At 56.9% G+C, this 25,285-nt stretch carries 28 protein-coding genes, 2 tRNA genes and 2 pseudogenes; 14 read left to right on the top strand and 18 right to left on the bottom strand.

Features of this window, described 5'->3' with window-relative positions; genetic code table 11:
* Positions 1-222 precede the first annotated feature (222 nt).
* The 8 genes from FJ145_24450 to FJ145_24415 all read left to right on the top strand — a co-directional run bounded on the left by FJ145_24450 (position 223) and on the right by FJ145_24415 (position 7,921).
* Complete coding sequence (locus FJ145_24450) at positions 223-1,485, top strand: Rieske 2Fe-2S domain-containing protein (protein ID MBM4264562.1); 1,263 nt, start codon at positions 223-225, stop codon at positions 1,483-1,485.
* Between the two features lie 11 nt (positions 1,486-1,496).
* On the top strand, positions 1,497-2,486 hold the full coding sequence (locus FJ145_24445) for a hypothetical protein (GenBank protein MBM4264561.1): 990 nt from the start codon (positions 1,497-1,499) through the stop codon (positions 2,484-2,486).
* 122 nt (positions 2,487-2,608) lie between these two features.
* Positions 2,609-3,433 carry a VOC family protein gene (locus tag FJ145_24440; GenBank protein ID MBM4264560.1) on the top strand — a complete coding sequence of 275 codons (825 nt, stop codon included), beginning with the start codon at positions 2,609-2,611 and terminating at the stop codon, positions 3,431-3,433.
* Positions 3,434-3,685: 252 nt separating this feature from the next.
* Positions 3,686-4,258: a cysteine hydrolase gene (locus tag FJ145_24435; GenBank protein MBM4264559.1), complete on the top strand. Its 573-nt coding sequence runs from the start codon at positions 3,686-3,688 to the stop codon at positions 4,256-4,258.
* Positions 4,259-4,433: 175 nt separating this feature from the next.
* Positions 4,434-5,573 (top strand): amidohydrolase, encoded by a 1,140-nt coding sequence (locus FJ145_24430; GenBank protein ID MBM4264558.1) that lies wholly within the window; start codon positions 4,434-4,436, stop codon positions 5,571-5,573.
* A gap of 16 nt (positions 5,574-5,589) precedes the next feature.
* A complete protein-coding gene (locus FJ145_24425; GenBank protein ID MBM4264557.1) occupies positions 5,590-6,450 on the top strand; it encodes a class I SAM-dependent methyltransferase in 861 nt (286 codons plus the stop codon).
* A 362-nt stretch (positions 6,451-6,812) separates the two neighbouring features.
* Positions 6,813-7,064 carry a hypothetical protein gene (locus FJ145_24420; GenBank protein MBM4264556.1) on the top strand — a complete coding sequence of 84 codons (252 nt, stop codon included), beginning with the start codon at positions 6,813-6,815 and terminating at the stop codon, positions 7,062-7,064.
* Between the two features lie 185 nt (positions 7,065-7,249).
* A complete protein-coding gene (locus tag FJ145_24415; protein ID MBM4264555.1) occupies positions 7,250-7,921 on the top strand; it encodes a hypothetical protein in 672 nt (223 codons plus the stop codon).
* Positions 7,922-8,245: 324 nt separating this feature from the next.
* On the opposite strand, the gene FJ145_24410 is transcribed toward FJ145_24415, so the two are convergent.
* Complete coding sequence (locus FJ145_24410; protein MBM4264554.1) at positions 8,246-9,274, bottom strand: hypothetical protein; 1,029 nt, start codon at positions 9,272-9,274, stop codon at positions 8,246-8,248.
* Positions 9,275-9,441: 167 nt separating this feature from the next.
* On the opposite strand from FJ145_24410, the gene FJ145_24405 reads away from it, so the two are divergent.
* Together FJ145_24405 and FJ145_24400 are read left to right on the top strand one after the other, a co-directional pair.
* Entirely contained in the window at positions 9,442-9,576 is a 135-nt protein-coding gene (locus FJ145_24405) for a hypothetical protein (GenBank protein ID MBM4264553.1), read from the top strand.
* Positions 9,577-10,251: 675 nt separating this feature from the next.
* Positions 10,252-10,977 carry a hypothetical protein gene (locus FJ145_24400; protein ID MBM4264552.1) on the top strand — a complete coding sequence of 242 codons (726 nt, stop codon included), beginning with the start codon at positions 10,252-10,254 and terminating at the stop codon, positions 10,975-10,977.
* Between the two features lie 202 nt (positions 10,978-11,179).
* On the opposite strand, the gene FJ145_24395 is transcribed toward FJ145_24400, so the two are convergent.
* From FJ145_24395 to lsrF, 4 genes are all read right to left on the bottom strand, one after another.
* On the bottom strand, positions 11,180-12,190 hold the full coding sequence (locus FJ145_24395) for an ABC transporter substrate-binding protein (GenBank protein MBM4264551.1): 1,011 nt from the start codon (positions 12,188-12,190) through the stop codon (positions 11,180-11,182).
* A gap of 240 nt (positions 12,191-12,430) precedes the next feature.
* The gene (locus tag FJ145_24390) at positions 12,431-13,456 is read right to left on the bottom strand and encodes a zinc-binding dehydrogenase (protein ID MBM4264550.1); all 1,026 of its coding nucleotides are present in this window, start codon (positions 13,454-13,456) and stop codon (positions 12,431-12,433) included.
* 60 nt (positions 13,457-13,516) lie between these two features.
* Entirely contained in the window at positions 13,517-14,026 is a 510-nt protein-coding gene (locus FJ145_24385) for a four helix bundle protein (GenBank protein MBM4264549.1), read from the bottom strand.
* 58 nt (positions 14,027-14,084) lie between these two features.
* The gene (lsrF, locus tag FJ145_24380) at positions 14,085-14,888 is read right to left on the bottom strand and encodes a 3-hydroxy-5-phosphonooxypentane-2,4-dione thiolase (protein ID MBM4264548.1); all 804 of its coding nucleotides are present in this window, start codon (positions 14,886-14,888) and stop codon (positions 14,085-14,087) included.
* A 172-nt stretch (positions 14,889-15,060) separates the two neighbouring features.
* On the opposite strand from lsrF, the gene FJ145_24375 reads away from it, so the two are divergent.
* The gene (locus FJ145_24375; GenBank protein ID MBM4264547.1) at positions 15,061-15,474 is read left to right on the top strand and encodes a cupin domain-containing protein; all 414 of its coding nucleotides are present in this window, start codon (positions 15,061-15,063) and stop codon (positions 15,472-15,474) included.
* Positions 15,475-15,497: 23 nt separating this feature from the next.
* Here FJ145_24375 and FJ145_24370 read toward each other — a convergent pair whose 3' ends face one another.
* Entirely contained in the window at positions 15,498-16,478 is a 981-nt protein-coding gene (locus FJ145_24370) for an EamA/RhaT family transporter (GenBank protein ID MBM4264546.1), read from the bottom strand.
* On the opposite strand from FJ145_24370, the gene FJ145_24365 reads away from it, so the two are divergent.
* Positions 16,414-17,139, top strand: coding sequence for a formylglycine-generating enzyme family protein (locus tag FJ145_24365; protein ID MBM4264545.1), 726 nt, complete (start codon positions 16,414-16,416; stop codon positions 17,137-17,139). The two genes, FJ145_24370 and FJ145_24365, sit on opposite strands and share 65 nt — an antisense overlap.
* Positions 17,140-17,233: 94 nt before the next feature.
* Here the strand turns inward: FJ145_24365 and FJ145_24360 are convergent, their stop codons facing one another.
* From FJ145_24360 to FJ145_24315, 10 genes are all read right to left on the bottom strand, one after another.
* Entirely contained in the window at positions 17,234-17,680 is a 447-nt protein-coding gene (locus FJ145_24360; protein MBM4264544.1) for a 50S ribosomal protein L9, read from the bottom strand.
* A 10-nt stretch (positions 17,681-17,690) separates the two neighbouring features.
* Positions 17,691-18,653, bottom strand: a complete 963-nt coding sequence (locus FJ145_24355) for a DUF2232 domain-containing protein (GenBank protein MBM4264543.1) — start codon at positions 18,651-18,653, stop codon at positions 17,691-17,693.
* A 10-nt stretch (positions 18,654-18,663) separates the two neighbouring features.
* The gene (rpsR, locus tag FJ145_24350) at positions 18,664-18,960 is read right to left on the bottom strand and encodes a 30S ribosomal protein S18 (protein MBM4264542.1); all 297 of its coding nucleotides are present in this window, start codon (positions 18,958-18,960) and stop codon (positions 18,664-18,666) included.
* A 32-nt stretch (positions 18,961-18,992) separates the two neighbouring features.
* On the bottom strand, positions 18,993-19,349 hold the full coding sequence (gene rpsF, locus FJ145_24345) for a 30S ribosomal protein S6 (GenBank protein ID MBM4264541.1): 357 nt from the start codon (positions 19,347-19,349) through the stop codon (positions 18,993-18,995).
* A gap of 66 nt (positions 19,350-19,415) precedes the next feature.
* A complete protein-coding gene (locus tag FJ145_24340) occupies positions 19,416-19,982 on the bottom strand; it encodes an aminoacyl-tRNA hydrolase (protein MBM4264540.1) in 567 nt (188 codons plus the stop codon).
* A gap of 32 nt (positions 19,983-20,014) precedes the next feature.
* Complete coding sequence (locus tag FJ145_24335; protein ID MBM4264539.1) at positions 20,015-20,674, bottom strand: 50S ribosomal protein L25; 660 nt, start codon at positions 20,672-20,674, stop codon at positions 20,015-20,017.
* Between the two features lie 34 nt (positions 20,675-20,708).
* The gene (locus FJ145_24330) at positions 20,709-21,659 is read right to left on the bottom strand and encodes a ribose-phosphate pyrophosphokinase (GenBank protein ID MBM4264538.1); all 951 of its coding nucleotides are present in this window, start codon (positions 21,657-21,659) and stop codon (positions 20,709-20,711) included.
* Between the two features lie 160 nt (positions 21,660-21,819).
* Positions 21,820-21,894, bottom strand: a tRNA-Gln gene (locus FJ145_24325).
* Between the two features lie 50 nt (positions 21,895-21,944).
* Positions 21,945-22,232: a septation regulator SpoVG gene (spoVG, locus tag FJ145_24320; protein ID MBM4264537.1), complete on the bottom strand. Its 288-nt coding sequence runs from the start codon at positions 22,230-22,232 to the stop codon at positions 21,945-21,947.
* A gap of 59 nt (positions 22,233-22,291) precedes the next feature.
* Positions 22,292-23,149, bottom strand: a complete 858-nt coding sequence (locus tag FJ145_24315) for a 4-(cytidine 5'-diphospho)-2-C-methyl-D-erythritol kinase (GenBank protein MBM4264536.1) — start codon at positions 23,147-23,149, stop codon at positions 22,292-22,294.
* Positions 23,150-23,197: 48 nt separating this feature from the next.
* Here FJ145_24315 and FJ145_24310 point away from each other — a divergent pair, with 48 nt between their 5' ends.
* Positions 23,198-24,025: an inositol monophosphatase gene (locus FJ145_24310; protein ID MBM4264535.1), complete on the top strand. Its 828-nt coding sequence runs from the start codon at positions 23,198-23,200 to the stop codon at positions 24,023-24,025.
* A 26-nt stretch (positions 24,026-24,051) separates the two neighbouring features.
* A tRNA-Arg gene (locus tag FJ145_24305) sits at positions 24,052-24,126 on the top strand.
* A gap of 135 nt (positions 24,127-24,261) precedes the next feature.
* Here the strand turns inward: FJ145_24305 and FJ145_24300 are convergent.
* Together FJ145_24300 and FJ145_24295 are read right to left on the bottom strand one after the other, a co-directional pair.
* Positions 24,262-24,987, bottom strand: a pseudogene (locus FJ145_24300) (site-specific integrase).
* 174 nt (positions 24,988-25,161) lie between these two features.
* A pseudogene (locus tag FJ145_24295) lies at positions 25,162-25,285 on the bottom strand (DUF3596 domain-containing protein).

Below are 25,285 nucleotides of genomic sequence, written 5' to 3'. Positions count from 1 at the left end.
AAATATAAAACACTAACCAGATACAAGTCAAGAAAAAACTCGCCCAATGGGCGAATCCCAATACCCCAAAACTTCCTGAAAACCCTACAGTTTCTGAAACCCGCGTGGGCTTAGAGCGGAGTTATGGACCGACTTGCCGAAAGAAACCTGAAATAGTATGGGAAACCCACCTGCGATCACATCGCGGCCCAGCGTTGCACAACCTCTCAACGGAGAGATACGATGATTTCTCAAGCTGAAAACGCCCTGCTCACCCAAACCAACGCCAACGCCCCCTGCGGTGCACTGATGCGCCGCTACTGGCAACCGGTCGCGCTGGCCGAAGAAATTCCCCCGGGCGGCGCGCCGCTCAAAGTGAAAATCCTTGGCGAAGAGCTGGCGCTTTTTCGCGACGATCATGGACGTGTCGGATTGATCGGCCTGCACTGCGCCCACCGCGGCACCGACTTGAGCTACGGCCGCTGCGAAGATGGCGGCTTGCGCTGCCTCTATCACGGTTGGCTTTACGACATTCATGGACGAGTGATCGACCAACCTGGGGAGCCGGGTGGCGGTGCGAACAAGAATCAGATTCGCCACCCGGCTTATCCTTGTCAGGACGTCGGCGGGGTTATTTTTACCTACATGGGCCCCGGTGAACCGCCGCTTTTGCCCGCCTATGAGTTTCTCAATGCAGCGCCGGAGTATCGGACGGTGACCAAAGCCTTCTACGACTGTAACTATTTGCAGGGCAACGAGGGCAATATCGACCCTGTGCACCTGTCGTTTTTGCATCAGGTGATCAATGAAGCGCAGGTCGCACGGCTGCGTGTCGTCCCGGGCGCCAACGCCACTGACAACGCGCTGTTGGGCAAAGACATTGCGCCAACCATTGAGGTCGAGGTCACCGACTTTGGCCTGCGCATCTATACGCTGCGCGATTCCAGCGCGGACAAGCGCTACCTGCGCGTGACAAGTTTTATCATGCCGAACCTCGCTGCCTTTGGCGGCTCGACGGTGGGCAGCGGCTACGCCGCTCACTGGCACGTGCCGATCGACGATCACAGCCATTGGAAATATATTTTCGCCTTCAGCCGCGACCAGCCGCTCGACGATTTTCTGCGCGCGCGCAGCCGCGGCGAGCTAACGCCCGATTATCGTTTGACGCGCAACAAGGAGAATCGCTACCAGCAAGACCGCGCTTCGATGCAGACTCAGACGTTCACCGGTATGGGCACCAATTTTCAAGTGCACGACGCCTTCGCCACCGAGTCGCAGGGCTTGGTGCAAAACCGCAGCGAGGAAAATCTCGTCTCCTCCGACAAAGCGATCGTCGCCGCGCGCAAACTGATTCTCAACGCCATCAAAGAAGTGCAAGATGGGCGCGACCCGCAGCACCTCGTGCGCGATGCCAAGTCGAACCGCTTTAACAATATCGTGGTGCTCTCCGATGTCATCGCGAAATCAGTGGACTGGAAAGCATACACGCGCAGCCGCGAAGTCTAGGCAAATTCACAATGAACAAACTCGTCATGTTTTTTAAGCTCTTCGTTCTCAGTCTGTCGCTGTCGACGGCGTCAACCGCTGCGCTAGCGGCAGACCACCTGATCGCTTACGCCGGCTTCGCCGGTTTTCAATCGCCGCTGTGGGCGACGAAAGATCTTGGCCTGCTGACCAAGTACGGTATCAGTGCCGATCTGGTCTTAACGCCGGGCTCTACGCGGCAGCTTCAAGCACTGGTTGGCAACAGCGTCAGCTTCGCCCAGGTCGACGCGGTAACGACCATCAACGCGATCAATCAAGGCGCCGATCTGGTGATGATCTCGGGCTCGCTCAACACGTTCCCCTTCAGCTTCGTGGCGCAGAAAGAAATTCGCAAACCCGACGATCTCGCCGGCAAGAAAGTCGGCATCGTCGGTTTTGGCGGCGCCAACGAGCTCGCGGTCTTGCTCGCGCTCAAAGAGTGGAATGTGCCGCGCAGCGCGGTGACTATACTGCAGGCCGGCGGCGCGCCGCAGCGTTACTTGGGCCTCATGACCAAAGTGCTCGATGCGACGGTGCTGGCGCAACCGGAAATTGGCGAGGCCCAGCGTCAGGGCATGAGCATACTGGCGCACATGCGCGACATGAAAACCGCCGCTTTTCCAATGAACGTCATGGTGGTGCGCCGCTCGTTCCTGCAGCAGAATCGCGACTTGATCAAGCGCTACCAGCAAGCCTACGCGGAGGCGACCTATCAAATGATCCACAACAAGGAGCGCGCCACGGCGGTGTTGACAAAGTGGCTGCAGCAAAAGAACCCCAAAGCCATCGAAGAGACCTATCAATACGTTGCCACGAGCTTCGTCTTTCCAACCCGCATTTCGCAGCAGGGTATTCGCAACACTTTGGATATGGTTGCCGAGAAAAATCCCAAGGTGGATCGGACCGTTGCGAAGTACGTCGACGAGAGCACTCTGGATGAATTAGAAAAAGAAGGGTTCTTCAAGCGCGTCATTGGAAAGTGACGCGCCTTCCATAGGTTCCAAAAGTTCCATTGGGTTCCAAGTGTCATGGGTGATTGAACGCGAGTAGCTAGAACATCTGGAACAATTGAAACCTTTGGAACAACCGACCTCAGGGAGATTTTGTGTTAACAAGGATTCAACACGCCGCCATTGTCAGTGAAAACTTTGTCCGCGAAGCCAAGTTCTTCGAGGCCGCCTTCGGCATGAAACGCTCGAAGCCTGGATCGGAAGAAGAAGAGAAAGCGATTCGAACGAATTATGCCGTCAGCATCAGCGACGGCTACGTCGGCGTTACGGTGATCGGCCGCAAGCCCGGCTATGTGCCGGGGCTGCATCATTTTGGCGTCGACGTCGACGACGTCGACGAAGCGATCCGCCGCATCAAGAAAAAATATCCCCAAGTCGCCGTGCTCAAGCGGCCGTCGAACCGGCCGTTTGCCACCTACGGCGCGCACGATCCCGAAGGCAACTATTTCGACTTGACGCAAGAAGGCATGTCGAACCGGCGCGACGTTTACACGGAGAAACAACGAGAGCAGCCGCGGCGCATCCATCATATCAAGCTGCGCGTCATGAACGCGCCGGCCATTGCTGAGTTCTACCGCGACTTGTTCGATTTAAAGGAAGAAGAAAAAGCTTTGGAAGATCCCAACTTCTATCTCACGGACGGCAAGATGACGATCGTCGTCGCGCCGTGGAAGATGAGCGATTTCGAAGGCGCCGGCATCGACCGCCCCGGCATCGAACACATCGGCTTCCAAGTCGACAACGTCGAGACGGTGAAAAAAGAATTAGCCGCGCTGCGCGAAAAAGATCCCGACATGCGCGAGCGCATCATCGCCGAACCCAGCGAAGGCGAGCGGCGCACGGCGCTGATCGCCGGCTGCCGCTACTGTAAACACGTCACGTCGAGCCCGGATGGGGTGTTTGTGGATGTCTGCGAGTAACGCATTGGGGAAACAAGGCGGAAATGAATTGGAAATGAATGCCCAAAGCAAAGGGTTACGGATTCCTGTCATCATAGGACCTCGACATGCATGTTAACTTTAATCTCAATCGGGGTCGTTCTTTTGAATCTTGACTATCTTTGCCGGTTGCTGCGACCTCGCGGAAGAAACCAATTGACGCGGCACCCATTTCTTGTCATGCAAGAGGTCTAAGATTAACCTCTAACGCTCGCGCTCTACGGAGGGAAACCCATGTCATTACTGACGCTGCAAATGCCGGCCCTTCCCGACCCGGTCAAAGTCGTCCTCCAACCCGCGACGACGGCTTTGTTGGTGTTCGACATGATCGATCGTATCTGCAAGAGCCAGCCGAATTGCACCGGCGTCATGATGCCCGCACTCGCCTCGCTCTTGGCTCGATCACGAAAGGCCGGCGTGTTCGTCCTGTATTCCACCAAAGAGCCGGAAAGCTCGAATTGGATGGCGGAGGTTGCCCCCGCTCCCGCCGACCCCATCGTCAAGTCGTATGGTCAGGACCGATTCTACAACACCGATCTCGACAAAACGCTGAAGGCCAAGGGGATTGCGACACTGATTCTCACGGGCTGGAAGGTCAGCGGCTCGGTGGTCTACACATCGGTCGGAGCCACACTGCGGGGCTACACCGTCGTCGTGCCCACGGACGCGAGCTTAGCCGCAACGGACTACGAAGTGGCGATCGGCCAGTTCCAAATATTGAATCAGAACAGTGCCAACCCCACCAACGAACCGCTGAAAGCGAACGCCTCAACCTTGAGCCGTACGGATATGATCGCCTTTCAGTAGAAAAAGCGGCTTCGCAAGATCAAAAACTTGGGTTTTCTAGGTTTACTGTGAGGATACTTTCACCACGAAGGACACGAAGAGTACGAAGTTCGGAGTCTTAGTTATCCAAAACCTTCGCGTCCTTCGTGCTCTTCGTGGTGCTGAAGAGTAAAAAACTTAATACTGGAGAATACTCATGGCTGGCGTCGTCGATGCAGATACCCATATTATCGAACATCCTGGGATGTGGGAGCTCTTTGATCCGAAACTTTATCCACGTCGGCCGGTATTGGCGTCGACCACCGATAACAGTGTCTACGGACAAAACAATCAGGTCTGGTTGATCGATGGTGTCGCCGTGCCCAAGCGCTTTGGCAAAGGCAGCGCGATTGTCGCCGTCGGCGGGTCCGACGCGGAAGAGGCGCGCACGGACATCGCAAAGTCGGTGCGCTACATCACCGACGCCGCCGCGCGGGTAAGAGACATGGACCTGCGCGGCGTTGACGCTGAAGTCGTCTTTCCAACGCTGTTACTAGGTTATCTGCCGGTGGAGGTCGACCTTGAGGTGGCCATCTGTGCGGCCTACAACCGTTACCTGGCCAAAGCCTGGGAACAGGGCGGCGATCGCTTGCGCTGGGTTGTTGTTCCACCGCTGCGCGACATGCAGGCTTCGGTGCGCGAGATCGAAACCGCACGCGACCACGGCGCGGTGGGCGTGTTCTTTCGCGGCGTCGAGGGAGACCGCTCCCTGGCAGAGTCCTATTTTTTTCCGGTGTACGAGGCCGCCAACCGCTTGGGTATGGCGATTTGCATTCACACCGGTGCCGGTGCGCCGAAAGTCACTGAAGTCTTTGACCGCAGCTTCAGCCACAACTTGCCGCACGTGCGGTCATTGCCGCTGTTCGCCTTTCGCGACCTCGTGGCCCACAAGATTCCCGAACGCTTTCCGGCACTGCGGTTTGGCTTCATCGAGGCGTCGGCCTCCTGGGTACCCTACGTGCTACACCACTTGAAACGTTCCAGCGGCGCCAAACTGAACTCCGGCGGCGACGCCGATGCCGCCCTGGAATGGGGCCCGAAGCTATTCCGCGACTACCGGCTCTACATTGCCGCCGAAGCGGACGAAGACCTCGCCTATCTCGTGACGCACATTGGCGAAGACCATATCATCATGGGCTCGGACTACGGCCACCAGGATCAATCCAAAGCAGATGGTATGGTAGGTGTGATGCGGCGCAAGAAAACCATAGCGCCGGCGGTGATCGAAAAAATTCTCTGCGACAACCCACGCCGCTTCTACGGGCTGGAGCAGGGGACCGGTCTGCGAACCGTCTAACTCTGGGGTGGCGACGATGCCGGCCGAACCAGAGAATGAAGAGGGCGCCAATTGCAGAGGCAAAACCATAAACGTGGGATTCTTGAGAGGAGATTCTGAAATGACGCAAATACGCATTGGGACCAACGCCAGATTGACCTGCTGGCTGTCGTTGTTTTTGGCCCTGGCGCTGACGGGTTGCGCTACGCAGTCGCGGCCGCTTGGCGCTGATCAATTGAACGCCATCCTCGCCGCGCCGGATCGCAGAGACGCGGACAAGACCAACGACACCCGGCGCAAGGCGCACGAGATGATGGCGTTTGTCGACGCGCGGCCCGGCATGCGCGTTCTCGATGTGGGATCGGGTGGCGGTTATACCGCCGAACTGCTCGCGCGTATTGTTGGCGCCGGTGGCCGCGTGTATGCGCACAACAGTCCGGAATTCATGAAAAACATTGTCAAGGAAAGTTTTAGCGAGCGGCTAAAAAACTATCCGGGTTCCAACTTGACGCTGACCGTGCAGCCGTTTGAAAACCCGTTGCCGGCGGCCGTGGCCCCCGGCTCGATTGACCTTGTCACCTTCATGTTCGTTTACCACGATCTTGGCTGGGCGCAGGCCGATCGCGCGCGGGTGAATCGCGCGGTGTTCGAGGCGTTAAAACCGGGCGGCTTTTACATTGTCGCCGATCATTCCGGAAGGCCTGGCACCGGGATTAGCGAATCCAAAAGCTTGCACCGTATCGAAGAAGCACTGCTGCGCAAAGAAGTGGAGGCCGCGGGATTCAAGCTGATAGCGGAAGGGCAGTTTCTGCGTAACCCCGCCGATCCGCGCGATAAAAGTGTGTTCAAGCCGGCGCAGCCCAACGACGAGTTTGTGTTGGAGTTCCAGAAACCGTAGTTCGGCTTACCGCGCGGTGGCGCCGGACGCGACCTCGCAAGGCCTGCAGAGCCCTACTGTAGGCAAGAAGCCTGAGATCATGTTTCCGGCATCAACGGAAGTCCCCCAAGATACGATAGTCCTATCTGGATGCGATGATTGAAGTCGCGGGGTTGTGATTCTCGACGTGGTGACGCAAGCCGCGAAGCAAGGCAAGGCCGTGGTGTTTTCGACGCATCGCATGGACGAAGCGGAGTTTCTCTGTTCGCGCATTCTCTTCCTGCGCGAGGGAAGCCAGAGCTGGATAAAGTGCCAGCGTCATCAGCACACTACCTTGAAAATCCCGCATTAACTACGGGATTTTCAAGGTGGATAATGTCGTCATGATTGATCGTAAAGCTGACCTCCGGTTCGTGCGGACCGCTTTGAAGCGTGGCCGCGTGGTCGCGCTCTTGGGCCTGCGTCAGTGTGGCAAGACCACGCTGGCGCGGCAGTTCGTGGCGCCGAAATCGCTCAACTACTTTGATCTCGAAGACCCGTCGAGCCTAGCTCGTCTCGACCAACCGGATACCGTTTTGCGGCCTATCCGGCCGAAGACCTCTTGGAGCAGTTGCGGCAGCTGCAGAAACAAATAGATGATTACATTCAGTCCTGGAATCTTCCGGGTTGCCTGCCAACGGCTGACGGCTTTTTTGAACTTCCGGCATCACACAGTGATTAAGACTACGGCGACTCGTTCGCGGCGTGCGTTGTCGGTCCAGAAGAATGCTTCCAGGGAATACTCAACAGCGACCCTCGCTTTTCGCAGGATTACTTTCTCTTGAACTATGGGGTGGGTGGTTATGGCGTCGAGCAAATTTTTCTTCTGTATCAGAAAACTATCGGGCAATACACAAATCCCTATGTGATTTTGAGCGTGTTTACCGAGGACCTCGATCGAAGCGTTCCATCGGTGAGAACCGGCCAGAAGCCCATCTACAGATTGGTCAACGATCGACTTGTTCTATCGGGCGTCCCCATTGACTCATCGTTCGACTCTTTCCTCTCCGATCATCCTCCTGAAATACGATCTTATTTATTTCAGATGTACGTCCGCAACGCGTGGCCACCGTGGCGCCTCAAGAACTATCTTTTTAGAGCTGCCGCATTGTCGGACATGAAAGAAAAGATAGAGGCAATCAATCGGCGTATTCTTCTTGAGATTATGCGAGATTTGCGTACGAGGCAGTTGAATTATGTGTTCTTAATTTTCCATCCAAAGTGGGCACTTACCGCTAATGATGGCTGGAGAGATGCATTCCTCGCAAATTTGTTCCACTCCAATAAGGCCCCTTATCTAACGTCGAAGCCGCTGCTGCAGCGGAAGGCGGAACAAAGCCGGGCGAGATACGATGATTATTACATGGCGGTCGATGGACACCTCAACACTAGAGGAAACAAGGTTATAGCCGAGGCAATTAGGAATCACATTCTGGCGGGTACGCCGCATTAGTTTTGAGCCCACCAAGTAGAGGAGTCACGGGGAAGGGGTCACTTTGCTTCCCTCGTTCTGAGTTCCCCCACGACGTTGAAAGTCCGCATGTGCTTCCAATGCTCTTGCGGGAAATCATAGCACTTCGTCAGCTTGGTCTGCTCACGCGTGGTCGAGGGAGGGTCATCGAAAAAGTCGAAAAAGGGTCAAGTCTTGAATCTTGCTGCTGCACTCCAGATATGGTGCCTGTGAGATTTGGACTATGCAGCTCACGTGTTCTGCAACAGGCAAAGTTCGGGGTCGAACTGAAAACTTCTTGTCACGGTTTTTCCGCTGGCGCACCGGCTACTTGAGCACCTCGGACATCTTTTTGATCATGGTCGCGTCCAGTTTGAACAGTCCGCTGATGATCTTTTCCGCTTCTTCGCCGCTTACCGGATCGACATCGAGCTTGGATTTCGCTGCCTCGGCGAGGAATTCCCTATCCTTGAGAGTTTCGCGAAAGGCCCGGCGCAGCAGTTGAACGCGATCCTTGGGCGTGCCCGGCGGCAGCGCGTAGGGACGGGTGATCGATGCCGTAGAATGGATGCCGATCTCGATGAGCTTGCGCCCTTCGTCGGACTTCGCCAGCTCGATCGCCAGCGGCACCTTCGCCAGATCGGCGACTGGTTTCGGCACCGCTTGCAGGATGATGTTTACTTGGCCGGCATCGAGACCTTGGCGCCACATGACTTTGATCGACTCCCAGGCCCAGCAGCCGCCATCGATCTCGCCGCTTTCGGCAGCGAGCTTGATCGGTGCCGTGCCTTTGTAGCCGGAAACCAGTTGAATCGGTAGTCCGAGCGCCGCCCGAAGCAGCTTGGCGCTGTCGTCATTGGTCGTGCCGGGCGCGCTGCCGCCCAACTTCACCGGTGTCTTGGCGGCCATCCAGCTTTCGATACTCGTGATGCCGCTGGCTTTGGTCAGCGCGCAGACGACGTTGTCGCGGGTCGGTACGCCGATCCACTCGAAACGGCGCGCGTCGAACTCGACGCCAGGACCGTTGAATAGCTGCTGCGAGACTAGGTTGCCGACGAAGTTGCCAATGGTAAGGCCATCCGGTTTGGCGGCTTTGTAAAGCGTATTGGCCGCCACCAAACTGCCCGCGCCGGTGACGTTGTCGACGACGAACGCCGGATTACCGGGAATATGCTTGCCCATATGGCGGGCGATCACCCGAGAATAGGTGTCGAAGCCACCGCCGGCAGGAAAGCCGACGATGATCCGAATCGTCTTACCGGCATAGAAGTCTTGCGCCCTTGCGTCCTGCCTGAAGATCGCGATGATAATTGCCAAGGCACTCACCACGCGCAGCAGCACTGACCATTTGATCATGGAACACCTCCGGGGCCGGACATCCGGCCGCAATACGAACGTTGAAATCCGCTTCACTGCCGTCAAACGTGCGTTAACTTGCCTGGCCGCAAAGATTCAGTCAAGCGAATCTTTCGCGCTCGACGAAGTCGCCGGTCGGCGAGCGGCTCGTCGGCGCGCATGACCCGCTGGTAAAGCGCCACGCTGTACTCCGGCTGATCAAGCATATATTGCGTCGGCGAACTCAGCGCCCTGAGCAGGCGCGTGATCTCGTCCAGGTCGCGCTCCATCTTCTTTTGCGTCGCGCCGATGCCGGTGATTGACGCTGTCGATCTCGGGCCGCGAAATTACGACATAAGAACTGCTCTTGGTCACCGCGCCGAGAATGCAGGCCGCGACCGCCCAGCAACGCCAAAAGCCGCAACTTCTATTCATCGGGCACCAGCGCATCGAATCCGTTCCTTTACGCGATCACCGCCGTCGCGTTGACCTCCAAGATCAGCTCCGGGCGCGCCAGCGCCACGACTTGCACCACAGGGTAAATTTGTTCTCATTTTAGCACAGAGGCAAGGCGAGTAGAGGCGGAGTCACGAGTCATGTTCAGGTAGTCGAAGACAGCGCGGGTATTGCGGTTGAGGCAGCGCGTTTTCTGGGCGACGTTTTTGACGCCTGTGTGTGGAGTGGAGCAGACCGATAGCAAAGCGGCGTCGGCGCGACATATTTTCGGTTGCACCGTCGTGGGTCGAGTGAAAAACCCCTTAAGAGTAAACATAGATTTGACCCCTTTTTTTTCTTTTTTTTCTTTTTTCTAGGACTTGACTAGATTGACAAACTCCAGTTTTTAGTCGAAGTGTGTCAATTCAATCAAGTCCCCATGGCCATACCCTCAAGGATTTGCCAAGCAAATCTAGCTTGACGATGTTGCGACATTTCTAATAATAGCGTGGTACTTCGCAGGGTCGGATCGAGCTGCGGACTCAAGAAAGGCGAATCGCGGTATGAAAGACGTCGAACAGGATCTTATAGCGACTGCGCTGCCCTATTGGGAAACCGAGGCGACGATCGTTCGGCGATTTTTCAAGAGCAAGCCGACGCGCGAGGATCATATTTTTTGGCTCAAGGCGCAGCTGTGGAAGGAACTCCATCCGGTGGACGGTTACTTCACCGGGCTGCAGAAAGAAATGAACAATCTGGTGGCGAGTTTTGCCGAGATCGACAAAACCATCGGGCGCCACCAATATCACTCGCTCCTGGAACAACTCACTCAAGAGTTCAATCACTACGTGCTCATGGCGGACGTTCTCGAATATCTTCTGAGCCATGCGGTTTCCGCCGAGGATACCTTTCAACTCCCGCAGGAGAAAAAACTCGGCGATCTGCGCAGAGCTTACGCCAACTCGGGATCGGCCGTCGATAGGGCCGCCGTGCTCGTCACCGAAGGCGGCGGCGCGCGGATGTTTCGCGAAGGAAGAAAGCTAAAAGGCGGCCGGCTCGAAAGAATGATCGCCAGGGCGATGGAGGTCGTCTATCGCGACGAGAAGAGCCACTATAAGGACGCCGCCAGGGAAGCGGCCCGCGCAGTCCAGACCCGGCAGGACTTGGCGCGAATGAAAAAGGCGGTGCGGGAAGTAAGCCTGCAACGAGTCCACATGCGCAATGAGATGTTCAGGGCACCGCTGACCAGCGATGAAATCAAAAGTTGCCTGGCATCCCACGGGCAATGAATCTGAATATTCGCCGCAGCTTCCTGCGGGGACAAAACTGCTGGGTTGCCAAAGCGGGTTCCGCGCTGGATCTCGTCTGTCGATGCCTTTCTTAGCTGTACTAAATCATATTCAAGCCCTAATGGTTCTAATGGTTCCTCTCGATTCACCGGCGGAAAGAATCACCGCGCAAATCATCGGCCGCAGGCCTCGATACCGGCGTTTACTTGTAGATTTTATCGATGAAACCACTCTTCTCCAGTTCCCTGACGATGCTGTCGTCGACAATGTCCTCGACGCGCAGTGTAGCGCCGGGCTTTCGCGCCAGCGCTTCTTTGATCTGAACTTCGGTTCCTTCGCGGGTCACCAGCGGGACGCGATCGTGCAGCTTGACGTAGCCGTCCCAGGACGACTCTAAAAACTGCTGATTGCTCTGGCGCGTGTACTTGGCGATGAACTTAATCGTCTCTTGCTTACGGGTTTTCAGAAAATGGGTCGCCTCGATCAGCGCCATGGTGAGCCGCCTCATGGTCTCGTGGTTGCTCGCAAAGTAACTCTTGCTAGTCGTCGAGCAGGTGAAGGGAAATTCGAAGCGTTTTTTGAAATCCGCCGTGCTGATCATGATCCGATGGGGCATGCCTTTGACGAGGTGGATGGTCCCAGGCGGCGATGGGAAGCCGACGATTTTCCCGGTTCTGAACGCCGCCGCCCGCTCCGAAGGCCCGCCCACTTGCATGATCGCCACGTCCTTCACCGGTTCCAACCCCAGGCCCCTGATCAGCACCCGCGCCGCCACATCCGAAGCGGCGCCGACGCGGCTGATGCCGATATTCTTGCCCTTGAGATCTTCGATCGACTTGACCGACTCCTGAACGATCAATTCATAGGGCAGCGTGTTGATGTAGCACGCGGTCATGACCAGGTTCGCCCCGGCGACGGCCGCACTCGCGACTGCGCCGCCGGAGCTGTTGGCGATCTGAACGTCGCCGGAAACCAGCGTGGAAACACTCATGGTGGCGCTCTGGATGAAGATCAGCTCTACGTCCAAACCATATTTTCTATAAATGCCCGCATCCAGAGCGGAGAACCAGACGACGTTGGAGGCATCTGCCGAGCTGTAAGCGATCTTGACCCGCTCCTGAGCTGCGCCGGGGTCGTTGGTTGCGATCAGCGACAACGCGATCAGCGACAAGCCCCTACCGATTTGCCTAAGCATGCGATCAATCCTTCTCATTCGATTCTTCGAATAATGTATAGTTTTTTTTAACCACCTATTTTTCTTGCCAGAGATGTATCGCTGAACCGGTGAGGGTGTCGATCCTCGGAGCGATTAGAAAAATTTGTGCTTTTGCCTGGGTCGGCTCCGGTCCGCGCAGCGGTCGGTGGCGCGCGAAATGTTTCTTTTCGCGCAGTTCGCGTACTCAGAGTGCGCCCCTCCGTCGGCTCGCATTGCTTTAGCCAGACGCCAAACGCTTCAGAGCAGCGGGTCGATAATAACCTTGATCGAATCGTGCCCGCTCGCGGTGAGTTGAAAACCAACGCCTGTTTCAGCCAGCGGCAGTCGGTGCGTCACCATACCAGCGACCCGGACTTTGTGGTCGCGAATCAGCGCCAACGCTTCTTTCAAATCCTCACCGCTGCCGGCGTAGGAAGTCACGACGCTGATTTCGTCGCGCCAAAAATCAAAGAGCGGGATCGGCACATCGACGCCGGCAGCCGTGGGTGCGAAAAACAGCAGCGTGCCGCCGCGGTCGATAGACTTAACCGCCTGGTGAATCGCCGGCATCGCCGCCGTACAGACGATCACCAGATCAGCGAGACGGCCATCGTTCACGTCCAACAACCATGCCGGCACATCTTCGGACCCGTGTAGGATCACGTCGGCGCCGAACTGCTTGGCCGCGTTCAAGCGATATTCGCTGATATCCGTGGCGATGATGCGCGCCGCGCCGCGCGCTCTCGCGAGCTGAATATGCAGCAAGCCCGAGATGCCGCTGCCAATCACCAGCACCGTCTGTCCGGCGGTCAATTTGGCAAAGCGCTGCGCCCGCACGACGCAAGCCAGCGGCTCGATGAATGAGCCTTCGTCGAAGCTCATCGAGTCGGGAATCTTGAGCGTGCCCAGCTCGACGTTGATCTTCGGCACGCGGATATACTCAGCAAATCCACCGGGCTCGAAATGCGTCGTGCGCAACAAATCGCACACCGACTGATGGCCGGCCAGGCAGTAGCGACACTTGCCACAAGGCACATGGTGCGTCGAGAAAACCCGATCGCCGGATTTGAATTCCGTAATCCCGCTTCCGGTTTCAACGATTTCCGCGGTGATCTCATGGCCGAGCACGAGCGGCGCCTTCTTCACCCGATACCATTCCATGAGATCGCTACCGCAGATACCGCTAGACCGAGTCTTGAGCAGCAACTCCCCTGGCCCGATTTTCGGCGTCGGCAGCTCCTCCAAACGAACGTCATTGTTGTTGTAGTACATGGCGACGCGCATAGGTTCTTTCGTTTGGAGACTAGCGTCTAGGGTCTGGCGTTTCCGGACGGCAACCGTCAGTCATCGTTTGTACTTTGCACCCTTGATCGTGGATTGCCGAAGATACTTCGGCAATCCACCGATTAAGTTGACCGTTCGTTCTGCTAAATCAATAAACGCTGCATTTCCCCTGCGGGGTATTAACCCCGCAGGGGACCAAAGGGGATGATCCTCCCCCTTTGGAAACCCCATTTGACGGTGCCCGCAGCGAGCTGCGGGAAATATGAGACTCAACCGATCAAATTCGGCTTGAGTTACGTAGTCCTGGTCAAACGCAACGTATACATGTGACAGGACTTCGCAAGCCGAGCCTTTTGCTATCGCGAGAAACTGAATAAACTCAACCGACCCGCTTCGACCAAACCCTTCAGCGATATTCGCCATGATCGAAACGCTGGCTCGGCGAATTTGATCTCGCAGGCCGAAGTCTTTTGAAAACGTGGCCCCTCTCGTCGCCAGATAAACTAGTTTCGTCAATTCTCGGGCAGCACACCAAGCATCTAGCTCGTTAAATGATCGGATGCTCGCCATAAACTAGTCGTCCGATCTTACAACGCCAGACGCTAGACCCTAGACGCCAAACGTTCAGTTAGCTCGCTTTCCGCGCTTTAACTGCCTTCTCACTCTCATAAATCTTAAACGCTTCTTTGACCGAAACGTTTTCATGCACGATGGCGCGCACGGCTTTGATCATGCCCACCGGCGAGTCGGATTGGAAAATGTTGCGCCCCATGTCGACGCCGACGGCGCCGCCCTTGACGGCGTTGTGGGTGAGCTCCAAGGCTTCCAACTCCGGGGTCTTCTTGCCGCCGGCGACGATGACGGGGATCGGGCAGCTTTGAATCAGCTCTTCGAAGTTGTCGCAGTAGTAGGTCTTGACGATATGCGCGCCCATCTCAGCGGCAATCCGGCACGACAGGCCCAGGTAGCGCACGTCGCGCGCCATGTCTTTGCCGACGGCGGTGACGGCGAGCACCGGGATGCCGTATTTTTCACCCTCGTCGACGAGTTTGGCCAGGCTTACCAAGGTTTCTTTTTCAAACTCCGAGCCGACGAAGATCGACAGCGCAATCCCTGACACGTTGAGCCGAATACACTCTTCGATCGAGACGGTAATCTCTTCGTTGGACAGCTCTTTCAGTATGCTCGTGCCGCCGGAAACGCGCAGCACCACCGGCTTGTCGGCGTTGGCGTCGACTGATGTGCGCAGCACGCCGCGCGTCAACATGATCGAGTCGGCGTGCGGCATCAGCGGTTCGATGGTCTTGCGCGGCTCTTCGAGGCCGCTGGTAGGGCCCAAGAAATAGCCATGGTCCACCGCCAACATGACGGCACGACCGTCGGACTTGATAAGACGCGCCAAACGATTTTGTAATCCCCAGCTCGTGGACATAGTTCCTCCTGAATACGGTCTAAAATTTAGCCGAAACTATCATAAAACCGCTGGGGAATCGAAGCGCTTACCTGGCGGGTGAGATAAAATCACATGCCTACCAAAGACCTCCTGGTTTGACAGCGGCTTGCCGAGATTGTTAGGTTCGGGCAGCAACAATAACGGAGGGCCTATGCCCATCGAGATTGTCGACATGGTGAAGAAGGCCGGCGAAGGCAAGCGCCAGGTCATCTTCAACACCAAACGGTTCCATGCCTGGGTGCATGTTTATCCCAAGCCGGGCGACGCCGACGACATGCACTGCCACAACGCCGACCAAACTTTTTACGTAATCGACGGCGAGTGTACCATGCATTTTCCCGATGGCGGCAAGGCGGTGATGAAACCCGGCATGGCGGCAACGATCACTGGCGGGTCGTTCTACCAATTGGAAAACACCGGCAGCGGGCCGATGGTATTAATGGGTAATCGCTCCGGGCCGTCGGAAGACATTCAGCACATCAACTACGAGCTACGCAAAGACATCAAGGCGCTGCCGAAAGAAGAGCTTGAAAAGATCCGCCATCCGAGCAACGCGGGCATGTAGCGTGTTTTTTAAGCGGGCGCGCGCTACGGTGACTGCGGCTTGAGCAGTGGCCAGACGTAGCGCACGCCGAGGCCCAGCAAAATCATCCCACCGCCGACCAGCGTCGCCGTCGCGGGAATTTCGCCGACCACCAGCGCAACCCAAAGCGGGTTTAGCACCGGCTCGATCAACGCAATCAACGATGCTTCCTGCAGCGAAATAAACCTGAGTCCCTTCGAGAAAAGAAAATAGGGCAACCCCAACTGCACCGCGCCCATGACCGCAAGAATCGCGATTTGATCAATCGTGATCGCCAAATTTCCGGTCACGAACGGTAGCAGCAAGAGCGCGCAGACTAAATTGTTCATCCATGTCAGATAGACGGGACTGATATCGCCGGTCCGCTGCAGATTGAGCATGAAAGCGGCAAACAACACGCCGCTCAAGAGCGCCAAAAGCACCCCAATCATCTGCGGCTCGCCGGCGCTATCGAGAGCGATGATCGCCACACCGATCATCGCGATGGCCAGCGCCGCGCCATTTAACTTGGAAATCTTCTCGCCAAGCACCCACCAAGAAAACAGATAGACGAACACCGGCGCAGTGTATTGCAGCACGATAGCGTTGGCTGCGGTCGTCAGCTTATTTGCGGAGACAAACGCGCTGATCGCCGCGGTGTAAGTCAGCACCGAAACCCACACCGGTGCACTCAAACGAAGGTCGCTTCGCTTCAAGAACGGCAGAAAAACCAACGAGGCAAAAAAACTGCGATACATGACGATCGCCAGCGGATGGAGATCGAGAAACTTGATAAAGACGCCGGCCAGGCTCCACAAAATTGCCGCGAGTAGAATCAAGGCGCGGCCGCGTTGGGCCAGCGCACGAGCTGCGACGTCACCATGAGTTGACATTGGGCCGGGACTGTCCGAAGGATCGAATAGCGATTTCATCGTTCCTAACATGCGCGCCGACAAAACAGAATCGAATGGCCAGCTCATTCTTGTTCCCGCCGGCAATTTTCTCATGGGCAGCGGCGCCGGCCAGGACAATGAGAAACCCGTTCACCGGGTCTGGCTCAAGGCGTTCTGGATTGCGAAGTTTCCCGTCACGAACGCGGACTACCGCTGCTTCGTCGGAGCCACCGGCGCGGCGGCGCCGCCCTTCTGGCACGAAACTCCGTTCGCCGATCCACACAAACCAGTTGTCGGCGTCAACTGGTTTGAAGCGCGGGCCTATTGCCAATGGCTGACGAAAACCAGCGGAAAACCTTTTCGGCTGCCCACCGAAGCGGAGTGGGAGAAAGCCACGCGCGGCGGTCTCGAACAGAAAGATTACCCATGGGGCGACCTCGCGCCGAGCGCTCTGGCATTACCCGGCTATGACGCTAAAAACGACGGTCCGCTCGCGGTCGGCATGGGCGATGTCAACGACTACGGCTTGTGCGATATGAGCGGCGGCGTGCACGAGTGGTGCAGCGACTGGTACAAAGCGAACTACTACGCCGAGTCTCCCGAGAAAAACCCACAGGGCGCATCGGCAGGCAAACGCCGCGCCTCGCGCGGCGGCTCGTGGCGCCACCGGGTGAAGTTCAGCCGCTGCGCCGCGCGCAGCTCGCTGGACCCGAGCCTTCGTTATGCAGACTATGGATTTCGCGTGGCGATGAGTGCGGGTGGAGAAGAACGGTAGCAATCGGAATGGCTCGTGCAAAGGCGCAAAGGACGCCAAGTTCGGATTGTTTTCCTTGGCGTCCTTTGCGCCTTTGCGCGAGAAAATTCTTAGATCAGCCGGCGGCTACCACCGACACCTTGAGCGGCACGGTCAAATCGGCCGACAACCGCACCGGCACATCGTAGTCGCCGACGGCTTTGATCGGCTCATCAAGCACGATCTTGCGACGGTCGACGTTTAGCCCTTTGGCTTTGAGGGCCCTTTCGATCTGGATATTGGTCACCGAGCCGAACAATTTGCCCTCTTCACCAGCGCGCATCGGCAGCGTTAGCGACACACCGTTGAGCTGGTCGCCGACGGCCTGCGCCGCGCGCATGACCTTTTGCTTCTGGTCGGCGACTAACTTCTTGTGGTGCTCGAAGGTCTTGAGATTTTTTTTATTGGCCTCCAGCACCAAGCCGCGCGGCAAGAGATAGTTGCGCGCATAGCCGTCGCGCACGCGCACGATTTCGCTGATCTTGCCCAATTTGGCGATGTCTTCTTTCAAGATGACTTCCATCATTCCTCCGCTAAGCTGCCTGGCTCGGCTTCAAATTGTCTTTGCTCAGGCGGCGAAAGTCGCCCCAGAGATCGAACAGGCCCAAGCCAACAACCAGCAACGTGAAAATTTGCTGAAACATAATCAAAACGTAGGTAACGGCTCGCAAAAACCGCGGCACATTGTTCTTGTGAAAAAAGAACGCTATCACCGCCAGCCCCTGGGCGAAGTAACAACCGCCAATAACCAGCAGCAGGTTAGCCGCGGCTGCCCGTAACGACTCCAAACCGGGGATAAACATGACGAAGCCACACGCGATCAAGCCCCAGACCAAATATTCAGGCGCTTTCCAATCGCGCAGGGTTTCCAAGGAAAGCCACTCGGGACGCCGCTCAGGGAAGCGACGCAACAGGAGCACGACGTTGATCAACACGATCACAGCCGTGGTGATGAACAGCAACGCCGGCAGCATGCGTAACATGGCATCGATCGCCTCGGGCAGCCGTTCTTTGACGGCATCGATGCTTTCCCGCGACCAACCCATTTTTTCTTGCACCGCCAGTGCGGCGGTGACGTGTTTGGCGGCGCTCGCCTGAAAATCGGCCACCATCGCGCTCCAGGAGCCGAACAAGTAGTAAAGCACGCTACCCATTGCGACAAAAAGCACGGCGCTAGTCCCAAGGACGAGATACTCGATGGCCCGGATGCGCCCCAAAAAGGCAAATAACATTCCGCCGAGCAAAGCAAAAAACCCGTACAACATGCCCAGTGCTTGACCAAAAAAGACCGCGAACAGCGAGGTCACCAACGCCAGCATGCCGGCTCCCCAGGCGATGCCGTGGCGCAAACCGAAGCTCAGCACCGGCTGTGCACTAAGCGGCGCGAGGGCGACGCCCGCGGGCGGAATCACGACACTAAGACAGAGCAGCGCGCTCAGAACCAACGCCAGTGCAAACCGACTTATCAGTCCGAACCGCTGCACATGCCACCTGATCGAAGGCTAACTAGGAATTGGCCGTGGTGAACGGGAGCAGCGCGATGCTGCGCGCCCGCTTGATGGCGGTGGTGAGCAACCGTTGATGGCGCGCGCAGTTGCCGGTGATGCGGCTGGGCGTCATCTTGCCGCGCTCAGTGACGAATTGCGAAACCATCCGCACGTCTTTGTAATCGATGAGCAAAGTCTTGTCGGCGCAAAAGCGACAGACCTTGCGGCGAAACATCGGTCTGCGGCGCGGCGGCCCGCCTTTATCGTCGTCGGGCCGGTCGCGATTCGGACGGGCGCCCATTTCCCTTTGTGCCATATGCTAAATTCCTCGCTCGTTTGCTCTCAAAACTAATTGCGCTCGAAGCGCTCCGCTCTTTCCTCAGGAGCATGGCGCGGTACCGAGGGGCTGGTGGTCGGTGTTTTTTCATCCGCCTGGACCGTTAGGTAACGCAGGATGCCATCCGTCAACTTGAGGTTACGTTCGAGCTCTTCGACACCGTGCCCCGTCGACTCGTAGCGCAGCAGCGTGTAGAAGCCTTTGCCCTGCTTGTCGATACGGCAAGCTAAGTCGCGCAGCCCCCACTCATCGACCGCGGTGACCGTGCCTTGCTGGCCTTCGATTACTTTTTTGAAGCGCTCAATCAGCTCTTTTACGCGCGCAGCCCTCTCAGGATGAACCACGAAAAGGGTTTCATATAGTGTCACGGCAACCCTCCATAACTAACCTGTTTAACTAACATAGCGGTGGTGACTTTACAATGTCGTGTCGGCTCACTGGACGGAGTTGAACTCCTGCATAGCCCGTTCAATCCCGACTTGGATAAACACACCCACGGCGTTGGCCGCACGTTCGACAATCGCATCAAACGCCTGGAGCGGCTCCGCGTCCAACGGTTCGAGAACGTAGCTGATCACCTCGACGCCGTCTGGCGGCCGGCCGATGCCGACCCGAACCCGGCTAAACTCCGTGCTGCCCAATTGCTCGATGATCGACTGAATGCCACGATGACCGCCGGCGCTGCCGCGGGCCCGCACACGCAGGCGCGCGACCGGCAGGTCGAGATCATCGTAAACCACCAGCAGGTCGGCAAGCCCGAGCTGCAGCTCTTTTAGTAATGCAGCCACCGCTTGGCCGCTGCGATTCATGAAAGTCCGCGGTTTAGCTAAGACGACCGGCTCGCCGCTACTTGTCCCACGGCCAACAAGCGCAGAGCAGACCGCTTCGCCCAGCTCGATGCGCTCCCTCTGCGCGATTCTATCGATGACCCAAAAACCGACGTTGTGCCGCGTGCGCTCGTATTTGGCTCCGGGATTGCCCAGGCCGACAATGAGCTTCACTCCTAGGTTCTCGGCGCCTGGCTCGAATCGGATTAGGCCTTGGCCCCGCCCTCTTTTTTCTCTTCGGCCGCAGGAGCCGCCGGTGCTGCTGCCACACCCTCCGCCGGAGCCGCTGCCACGGGAGCTTCTTCGACCGTCGGCGTTGCAACGGTCACGAGAGCGAAGTTAGAGTCAAAAATAGCCGTCACACCGCTGGGCATCTGCAAGTCTTCGACATGCAATGAATCGCCGATATCCAAACCCGAAACCTCAACATCGAAGAAGGCCGGGATATCGAGCGGCAAGCACTCGACTTCAATTTCACGCACGATCGGCTGCAAAACGCCGCCACGGGTCACGCCGGCGGCCTTGCCGACAAAATGGAGCGGCACATGCACTTGCAATTTGGCGGTGAGATCGACTTCGTATAAATCGGCATGCACGACATCGCCGGTGAGCGGATGATACTGCATGGCTTTGACGAGCGCGACCTTTTCGGCGAGCGCGTTGGCCGCCGACTTCAGGCGCACGAGGTGCGAGCCTTGCAGCCCGGCAAAGCGGGTCGAGAACTCCTTGGCGTTTAGCTCCAGGGAAACCGGTTGGGTTTTCGGGCCATAGAGAACCGCAGGTATTTTGCCGCTGCGGCGTAGCCTGCGGGCTTTTTGTTTGCTGCCGGCTTCGCGGGCGTCGGCTTGTATTTCGAGCGTTTCCAAGGAACTTACCTCCTAAACGAGCTACACAAACTCATCAGACAAATAACGAGCTGATCGATTCTTCTTCATGGGTACGGCGAATCGCTTCGCCGATCAGGTGCGCCACCGACAGCGTCTTAATCTTGCGGCATCCTTGCGCCTGGGGTCCCAGCGGGATGGTGTTGGTGACGATTAATTCTTCGAGCGCGCTGTCCTCGATGCGCTTGATCGCCGGACCAGAGAGCACCGCGTGGGTGCAACAAGCGATGATACGCTTGGCGTTCTCTTTTCTCAGCGCTTCCGCGGCCATGGTCAGAGTCCCCGCCGTGTCGACCATGTCGTCGATCAAGATCGCAATCCGATCTTTAACTTCGCCGATGATGTTCATTTCCGCGACCACGTTAGGACCGACGCGCCGCTTGTCGATGATCGCCAGCGACGCATCGAGCCGGGTCGCAATGGCGCGCGCGCGCTCCACGCCCCCCGCATCGGGAGACACGATCGTCACCTCGGTGTGGTTTAATTGTTTTTTTAAATGCTGCAAGAGCACCGGCGTAGCGTACACGTTATCGACGGGAATGTTGAAAAAGCCTTGGATCTGGCCGGAGTGCAAGTCCAACGTGAGAATTCGCGAGGCGCCGGCGGTGGTGATCAAGTCAGCCACGAGCTTGGCGCTGATCGGCACCCGCGGCACCACCTTACGATCTTGCCGCGCGTAGCCGTAGTAGGGAATCACCGCGGTCATGCGATTGGCCGAGGCGCGCTTGAAGGCGTCGAGCATGAGCAACAGCTCCATCAAGTTGTTGTTCCCCGGCGCCGAGGTCGATTGCAGAACGAAGACATCCGCACCGCGGACGTTCTCCTTGATTTCAACTTTGCTTTCGCCGTCGCTAAAGGTGTCCACTACCAGCTTGCCGAGCGGCACTTCGAGATACTGACTGATCTCCTGCGCCAACGGCGGGTTGGAATTGCCGGCAAAGAGTTTAAGCTCTGTGTGCTTTTGCATGAATTCACTAATTCGACCGACCAATTTCGCGCTCCGCTGCGCCAGCGCGCTCTACAGCGCTACAAGAGCGCCATGCACCAAAAACAAGGGGCGCCTTCCCGAAATAGGAACGGCGCCACCTTGAGGCTACGACAAATGGCGAAATGTTACAAGTTGAGACTGGCTGGGCGGGAAGGATTCGAACCTTCGAATACCGGCTCCAAAGGCCGGTGCCTTACCGCTTGGCGACCGCCCATCCGTGGAACTCCCCGCAGGAAGCTCACCCGCCCGTGAAGCAAACGCGCTCTAGCCGTTTTCTGCGACTGCCTGCAGCCCGGCATCAGGCACGATTTTTTGGTACTCAGTGATGATCTTCTGTTCGATCATCTGGCGCGTCTCAATATTGATCGGATGGGCGATATCCTTATAGGTGCCATCCTTGCGCTTTTTACTGGGCATCGACACGAAATACCCGGTCGTGCCTCGGATGATCTTCAGATCCCGTACGACGAAGCAATTATCAAGGGTAATGGTGATATATGCCCTCAGCTTGTCTTCGTCTACCGGAAAGACCCTAACCTCAGTAACTTCCATACGGACCCCCTCACGGCATCCTTACCATTGTGCGTCGAATGCGTGCTCGTCAAGCCGTATCAATCTAACGTACGCACCAAAAACGCCTCGAGCCCGCTCTCACGTCGCAATCGATCAAATGCCTTTGTTGCTTTCTGGCGTGAATTAAAAATACCGAAGACTGAAGAGCCACTGCCTGACATGAGCGTGCCGGAGGCCCCTGCTTGAGTCAATTTTCGTTTGAGCGACTCAATTTTTGGATGCCTGCCGATAGTCACCGCCTCCAAGTCGTTGACCAGCAGTTCATTAATCCCGTTGGTATTTCCCAGCAGCGTTCGTATGCTAATCTTTGACGCGGATTTTGTCAACTTCTTCACATCGAGATTACCATAAACCCACGCTGTCGAAACCGCAAACTTCGGGTACACAATAACTAACCACAGGCACGGGACTTTATTAATGGGCGTCAGCCGATCGCCGATGCCGCGGGCGCGTGCCGGTTTGGCATTGATAAAAAAGGCCACATCGGCCCCAAGCCGCGTGCCGAGTTTTTCTAGACGGCGCTGCGAAAACCCGAGTTTGAATAGGCGGTTTATACCCACCAACGTCGCCGCCGCGTCCGTACTGCCGCCGCCCAGTCCAGCGCCCACCGGAATGCGTTTGGTGATGTGAATATCGAGCGCGCCGGGTGCGCCGCTCTGCGCCAAGATCAACCGCGCGGCTTTGAAGGCGAGATTGCTTTCATCCTCCGGCACGGTGCGCGGAGCGCAGCTTAAACGAATCTGCGGCCGGCCATCTTTTGCTGCGCGCTTCTTGATCTCGATCTCATCAAACAGCGACACTGGCAGCATGATCGTATCGAGCAAGTGATAGCCATCGGCCCGTTTGCCGACCACTCGCAACGACAAATTGATTTTTGCCGGCGCTCGAATCTTCACGCGCCATTAGGTAGCATAGTGGGATGGATTTGCGAAGGAAGCACGCGCATGGCCCATGACATTGTCAATTTTCTCAACGTCGCCTGGGAGGCCGCCAACACGGCCGGCACGTTGATCCGCGACAATTGGCAAGAACCCAAACAAATCGATTTCAAAGGCGCCATCGATCTGGTCACCACCGTGGATCGCGAAGCCGAACGTCGCATCGTCGAGATCTTGCAGCAGCACTTCCCCGGGCACTCCATTCTGGCCGAGGAGGAGACCGATCTCGTTGGCAGCGAAAACGGTTATCGCTGGATCCTCGACCCACTCGACGGCACCACCAATTTCGCTCACAGCTATCCGCAGTTCTGCGTCTCGATCGCGCTTACTTTCAATCACCAAACGATCCTTGGTTTGGTTTACGATCCGCTGCGGCGTGAATGTTTTCGCGCCGTGCGCGGCAGCGGCGCCACGCTCAATGGCAATCCGATTCGAGTTTCGCTGACTAGCGAACTGGATAGATCACTGCTCGCCACTGGTTTTCCCTACGACCATCGGGAAAAGGCCAAATACTATTTGTCGTTCTTCGAGGCCTTCATGACGCGCACCCAAGGCATTCGGCGGGCCGGCGCCGCAGCCCTGGACCTGTGCTATGTCGCCTGCGGGCGCATCGATGGCTTTTGGGAGCTCAACCTCAAACCGTGGGACGTCGCAGCCGGGACGTTGATCGTCCATGAAGCCGGCGGCCAGTTGAGCGATTTCACCGGCGATGAATTTTCGCTAACCGGCAACCAGACACTTGCTTCCAACGGCGCGATTCATGGTGAAATGCTCGGCGTGCTAAGCGAGATTTGCGCCGACACCCATCGGCCACATACGTTGACTGGCTCCTAGGCGAGTGTTACAAAACAGGCCACCGCGCGCCCGTAGTGAAAAGGATATCACGAGGGCCTCCGAAGCCCTAAGTACAGGTTCGATTCCTGTCGGGCGCGCCAATGATTTCCACTGCTTAGAGCTTCCACGCGAGAAGGTTTCGGTAAAGGTTCCGGTTTTCTTTCGGTTGTCGCCGATTTCGATTGCGCAACGTAGGCCCGTAACAGCGCATCGCCGTTGTCTCGGATGAACTTGCCGTAGCGTTCCTGAATCATGGCGATACTCGTTCCGGTTTGCTCAGCAATCCACTTTTGATTGCAGCCGAGTGTCAGCGCAATGCTGATGAAAGTGTGCCGGGTGTTGTAGAACGGTCGCGGGCGAATCTTGAGCACGCGCAACACGGCTTGAAATCCACGGGCGAATTCAGATTGATCTATGGGTTTGCCTTGACCGTCGGTGAAAACGTAGCCGTTCGGCTCCACACGCAGCGGCAGAATGCTTTTTAACAGGTCCACCACGTTCGGTAACAGCGTCACGGTTCGTCGGCTTGCTCGCGTCTTCGGCGCGTTCTCTTCACCGAGGTGCCGCGACAGTGCAAACGTTGCCTTGGCGTTCGCTAGATCGACGCTGCCCCACTTGAGCGCCGTGGCTTCGCTCGGTCGGGCTCCCGTCCAGAACCGAAAGAACGTGAACGCATAAGCCCAATGCGGGCGATTGTTGCGGTAATACTCCAAAATCGCGTCGCGCTCCTGTTCCGTATACGGATCGGGTTCATGTTGTGGTAATCGTGGCCACCAGTTTGCTGGAAGATCATTAAACGGGTTTCGCTCGATACGCCGCCCAGCATCCCGAATCATTGCTCGGAGCGAACCGTCCATGATATTTCGCGCCGTCTTTAACGCGAGTTGTTGCTCATCAACCAGGTGAATACGGAAGTTCTCCAGTGTTTCAACGGTCACCGCATTCAACTCCGCGTCGCCCATAAACGGCAAAATGTATGCTTTGAAGTCCTGTTTGTAGTTGCGCTGTAAGCCTATACGCACAAACGGCGGTTTCTTCTTCTCAATCCACTGCTCGTAGAACTGCCGGACAGTCAGGGGTTTGTTCACGACCTCTACCGGCACCACCGGCTTACCGCCAAACTCACTGGCTCGGTTGCCCTTGGGAAACCACTTCAAATAGTTGAACGTCCCGGCCTTGATCTGCTCGGTCATCTCGACTGCTTTACCTTCGGCCTTGAGGCGGTTCGTGGGTGTGTCGCGCCATGAGGTTCCCTGCCAG

It is taken from the genome of Deltaproteobacteria bacterium, from assembly GCA_016874755.1.
Classification (GTDB): Bacteria; Desulfobacterota; Binatia; order UBA9968; family UBA9968; genus DP-20.
Note: the sequence above shows the minus strand (reverse complement) of the source record. Positions and strands in the feature narration are given on the sequence as shown.

What these genes read in the sequence shown, in the direction of transcription:
- FJ145_24450 (MBM4264562.1), top strand. Translation starts at nt 223, where the DNA reads ATGATTTCTCAAGCTGAAAACGCCCTGCTCACCCAAACCAACGCCAAC.
- FJ145_24445 (MBM4264561.1), top strand. Translation starts at nt 1,497, where the DNA reads ATGAACAAACTCGTCATGTTTTTTAAGCTCTTCGTTCTCAGTCTGTCG.
- FJ145_24435 (MBM4264559.1), top strand. Translation starts at nt 3,686, where the DNA reads ATGTCATTACTGACGCTGCAAATGCCGGCCCTTCCCGACCCGGTCAAA.
- FJ145_24430 (MBM4264558.1), top strand. Translation starts at nt 4,434, where the DNA reads ATGGCTGGCGTCGTCGATGCAGATACCCATATTATCGAACATCCTGGG.
- FJ145_24425 (MBM4264557.1), top strand. Translation starts at nt 5,590, where the DNA reads ATGCCGGCCGAACCAGAGAATGAAGAGGGCGCCAATTGCAGAGGCAAA.
- FJ145_24420 (MBM4264556.1), top strand. Translation starts at nt 6,813, where the DNA reads ATGATTGATCGTAAAGCTGACCTCCGGTTCGTGCGGACCGCTTTGAAG.
- FJ145_24410 (MBM4264554.1), bottom strand. Translation starts at nt 9,274, where the DNA reads ATGATCAAATGGTCAGTGCTGCTGCGCGTGGTGAGTGCCTTGGCAATT.
- FJ145_24400 (MBM4264552.1), top strand. Translation starts at nt 10,252, where the DNA reads ATGAAAGACGTCGAACAGGATCTTATAGCGACTGCGCTGCCCTATTGG.
- FJ145_24395 (MBM4264551.1), bottom strand. Translation starts at nt 12,190, where the DNA reads ATGAGAAGGATTGATCGCATGCTTAGGCAAATCGGTAGGGGCTTGTCG.
- FJ145_24390 (MBM4264550.1), bottom strand. Translation starts at nt 13,456, where the DNA reads ATGCGCGTCGCCATGTACTACAACAACAATGACGTTCGTTTGGAGGAG.
- FJ145_24385 (MBM4264549.1), bottom strand. Translation starts at nt 14,026, where the DNA reads ATGGCGAGCATCCGATCATTTAACGAGCTAGATGCTTGGTGTGCTGCC.
- lsrF (MBM4264548.1), bottom strand. Translation starts at nt 14,888, where the DNA reads ATGTCCACGAGCTGGGGATTACAAAATCGTTTGGCGCGTCTTATCAAG.
- FJ145_24375 (MBM4264547.1), top strand. Translation starts at nt 15,061, where the DNA reads ATGCCCATCGAGATTGTCGACATGGTGAAGAAGGCCGGCGAAGGCAAG.
- FJ145_24365 (MBM4264545.1), top strand. Translation starts at nt 16,414, where the DNA reads ATGCGCGCCGACAAAACAGAATCGAATGGCCAGCTCATTCTTGTTCCC.
- FJ145_24370 (MBM4264546.1), bottom strand. Translation starts at nt 16,478, where the DNA reads ATGAGAAAATTGCCGGCGGGAACAAGAATGAGCTGGCCATTCGATTCT.
- FJ145_24360 (MBM4264544.1), bottom strand. Translation starts at nt 17,680, where the DNA reads ATGGAAGTCATCTTGAAAGAAGACATCGCCAAATTGGGCAAGATCAGC.
- rpsR (MBM4264542.1), bottom strand. Translation starts at nt 18,960, where the DNA reads ATGGCACAAAGGGAAATGGGCGCCCGTCCGAATCGCGACCGGCCCGAC.
- FJ145_24330 (MBM4264538.1), bottom strand. Translation starts at nt 21,659, where the DNA reads ATGCAAAAGCACACAGAGCTTAAACTCTTTGCCGGCAATTCCAACCCG.
- spoVG (MBM4264537.1), bottom strand. Translation starts at nt 22,232, where the DNA reads ATGGAAGTTACTGAGGTTAGGGTCTTTCCGGTAGACGAAGACAAGCTG.
- FJ145_24310 (MBM4264535.1), top strand. Translation starts at nt 23,198, where the DNA reads ATGGCCCATGACATTGTCAATTTTCTCAACGTCGCCTGGGAGGCCGCC.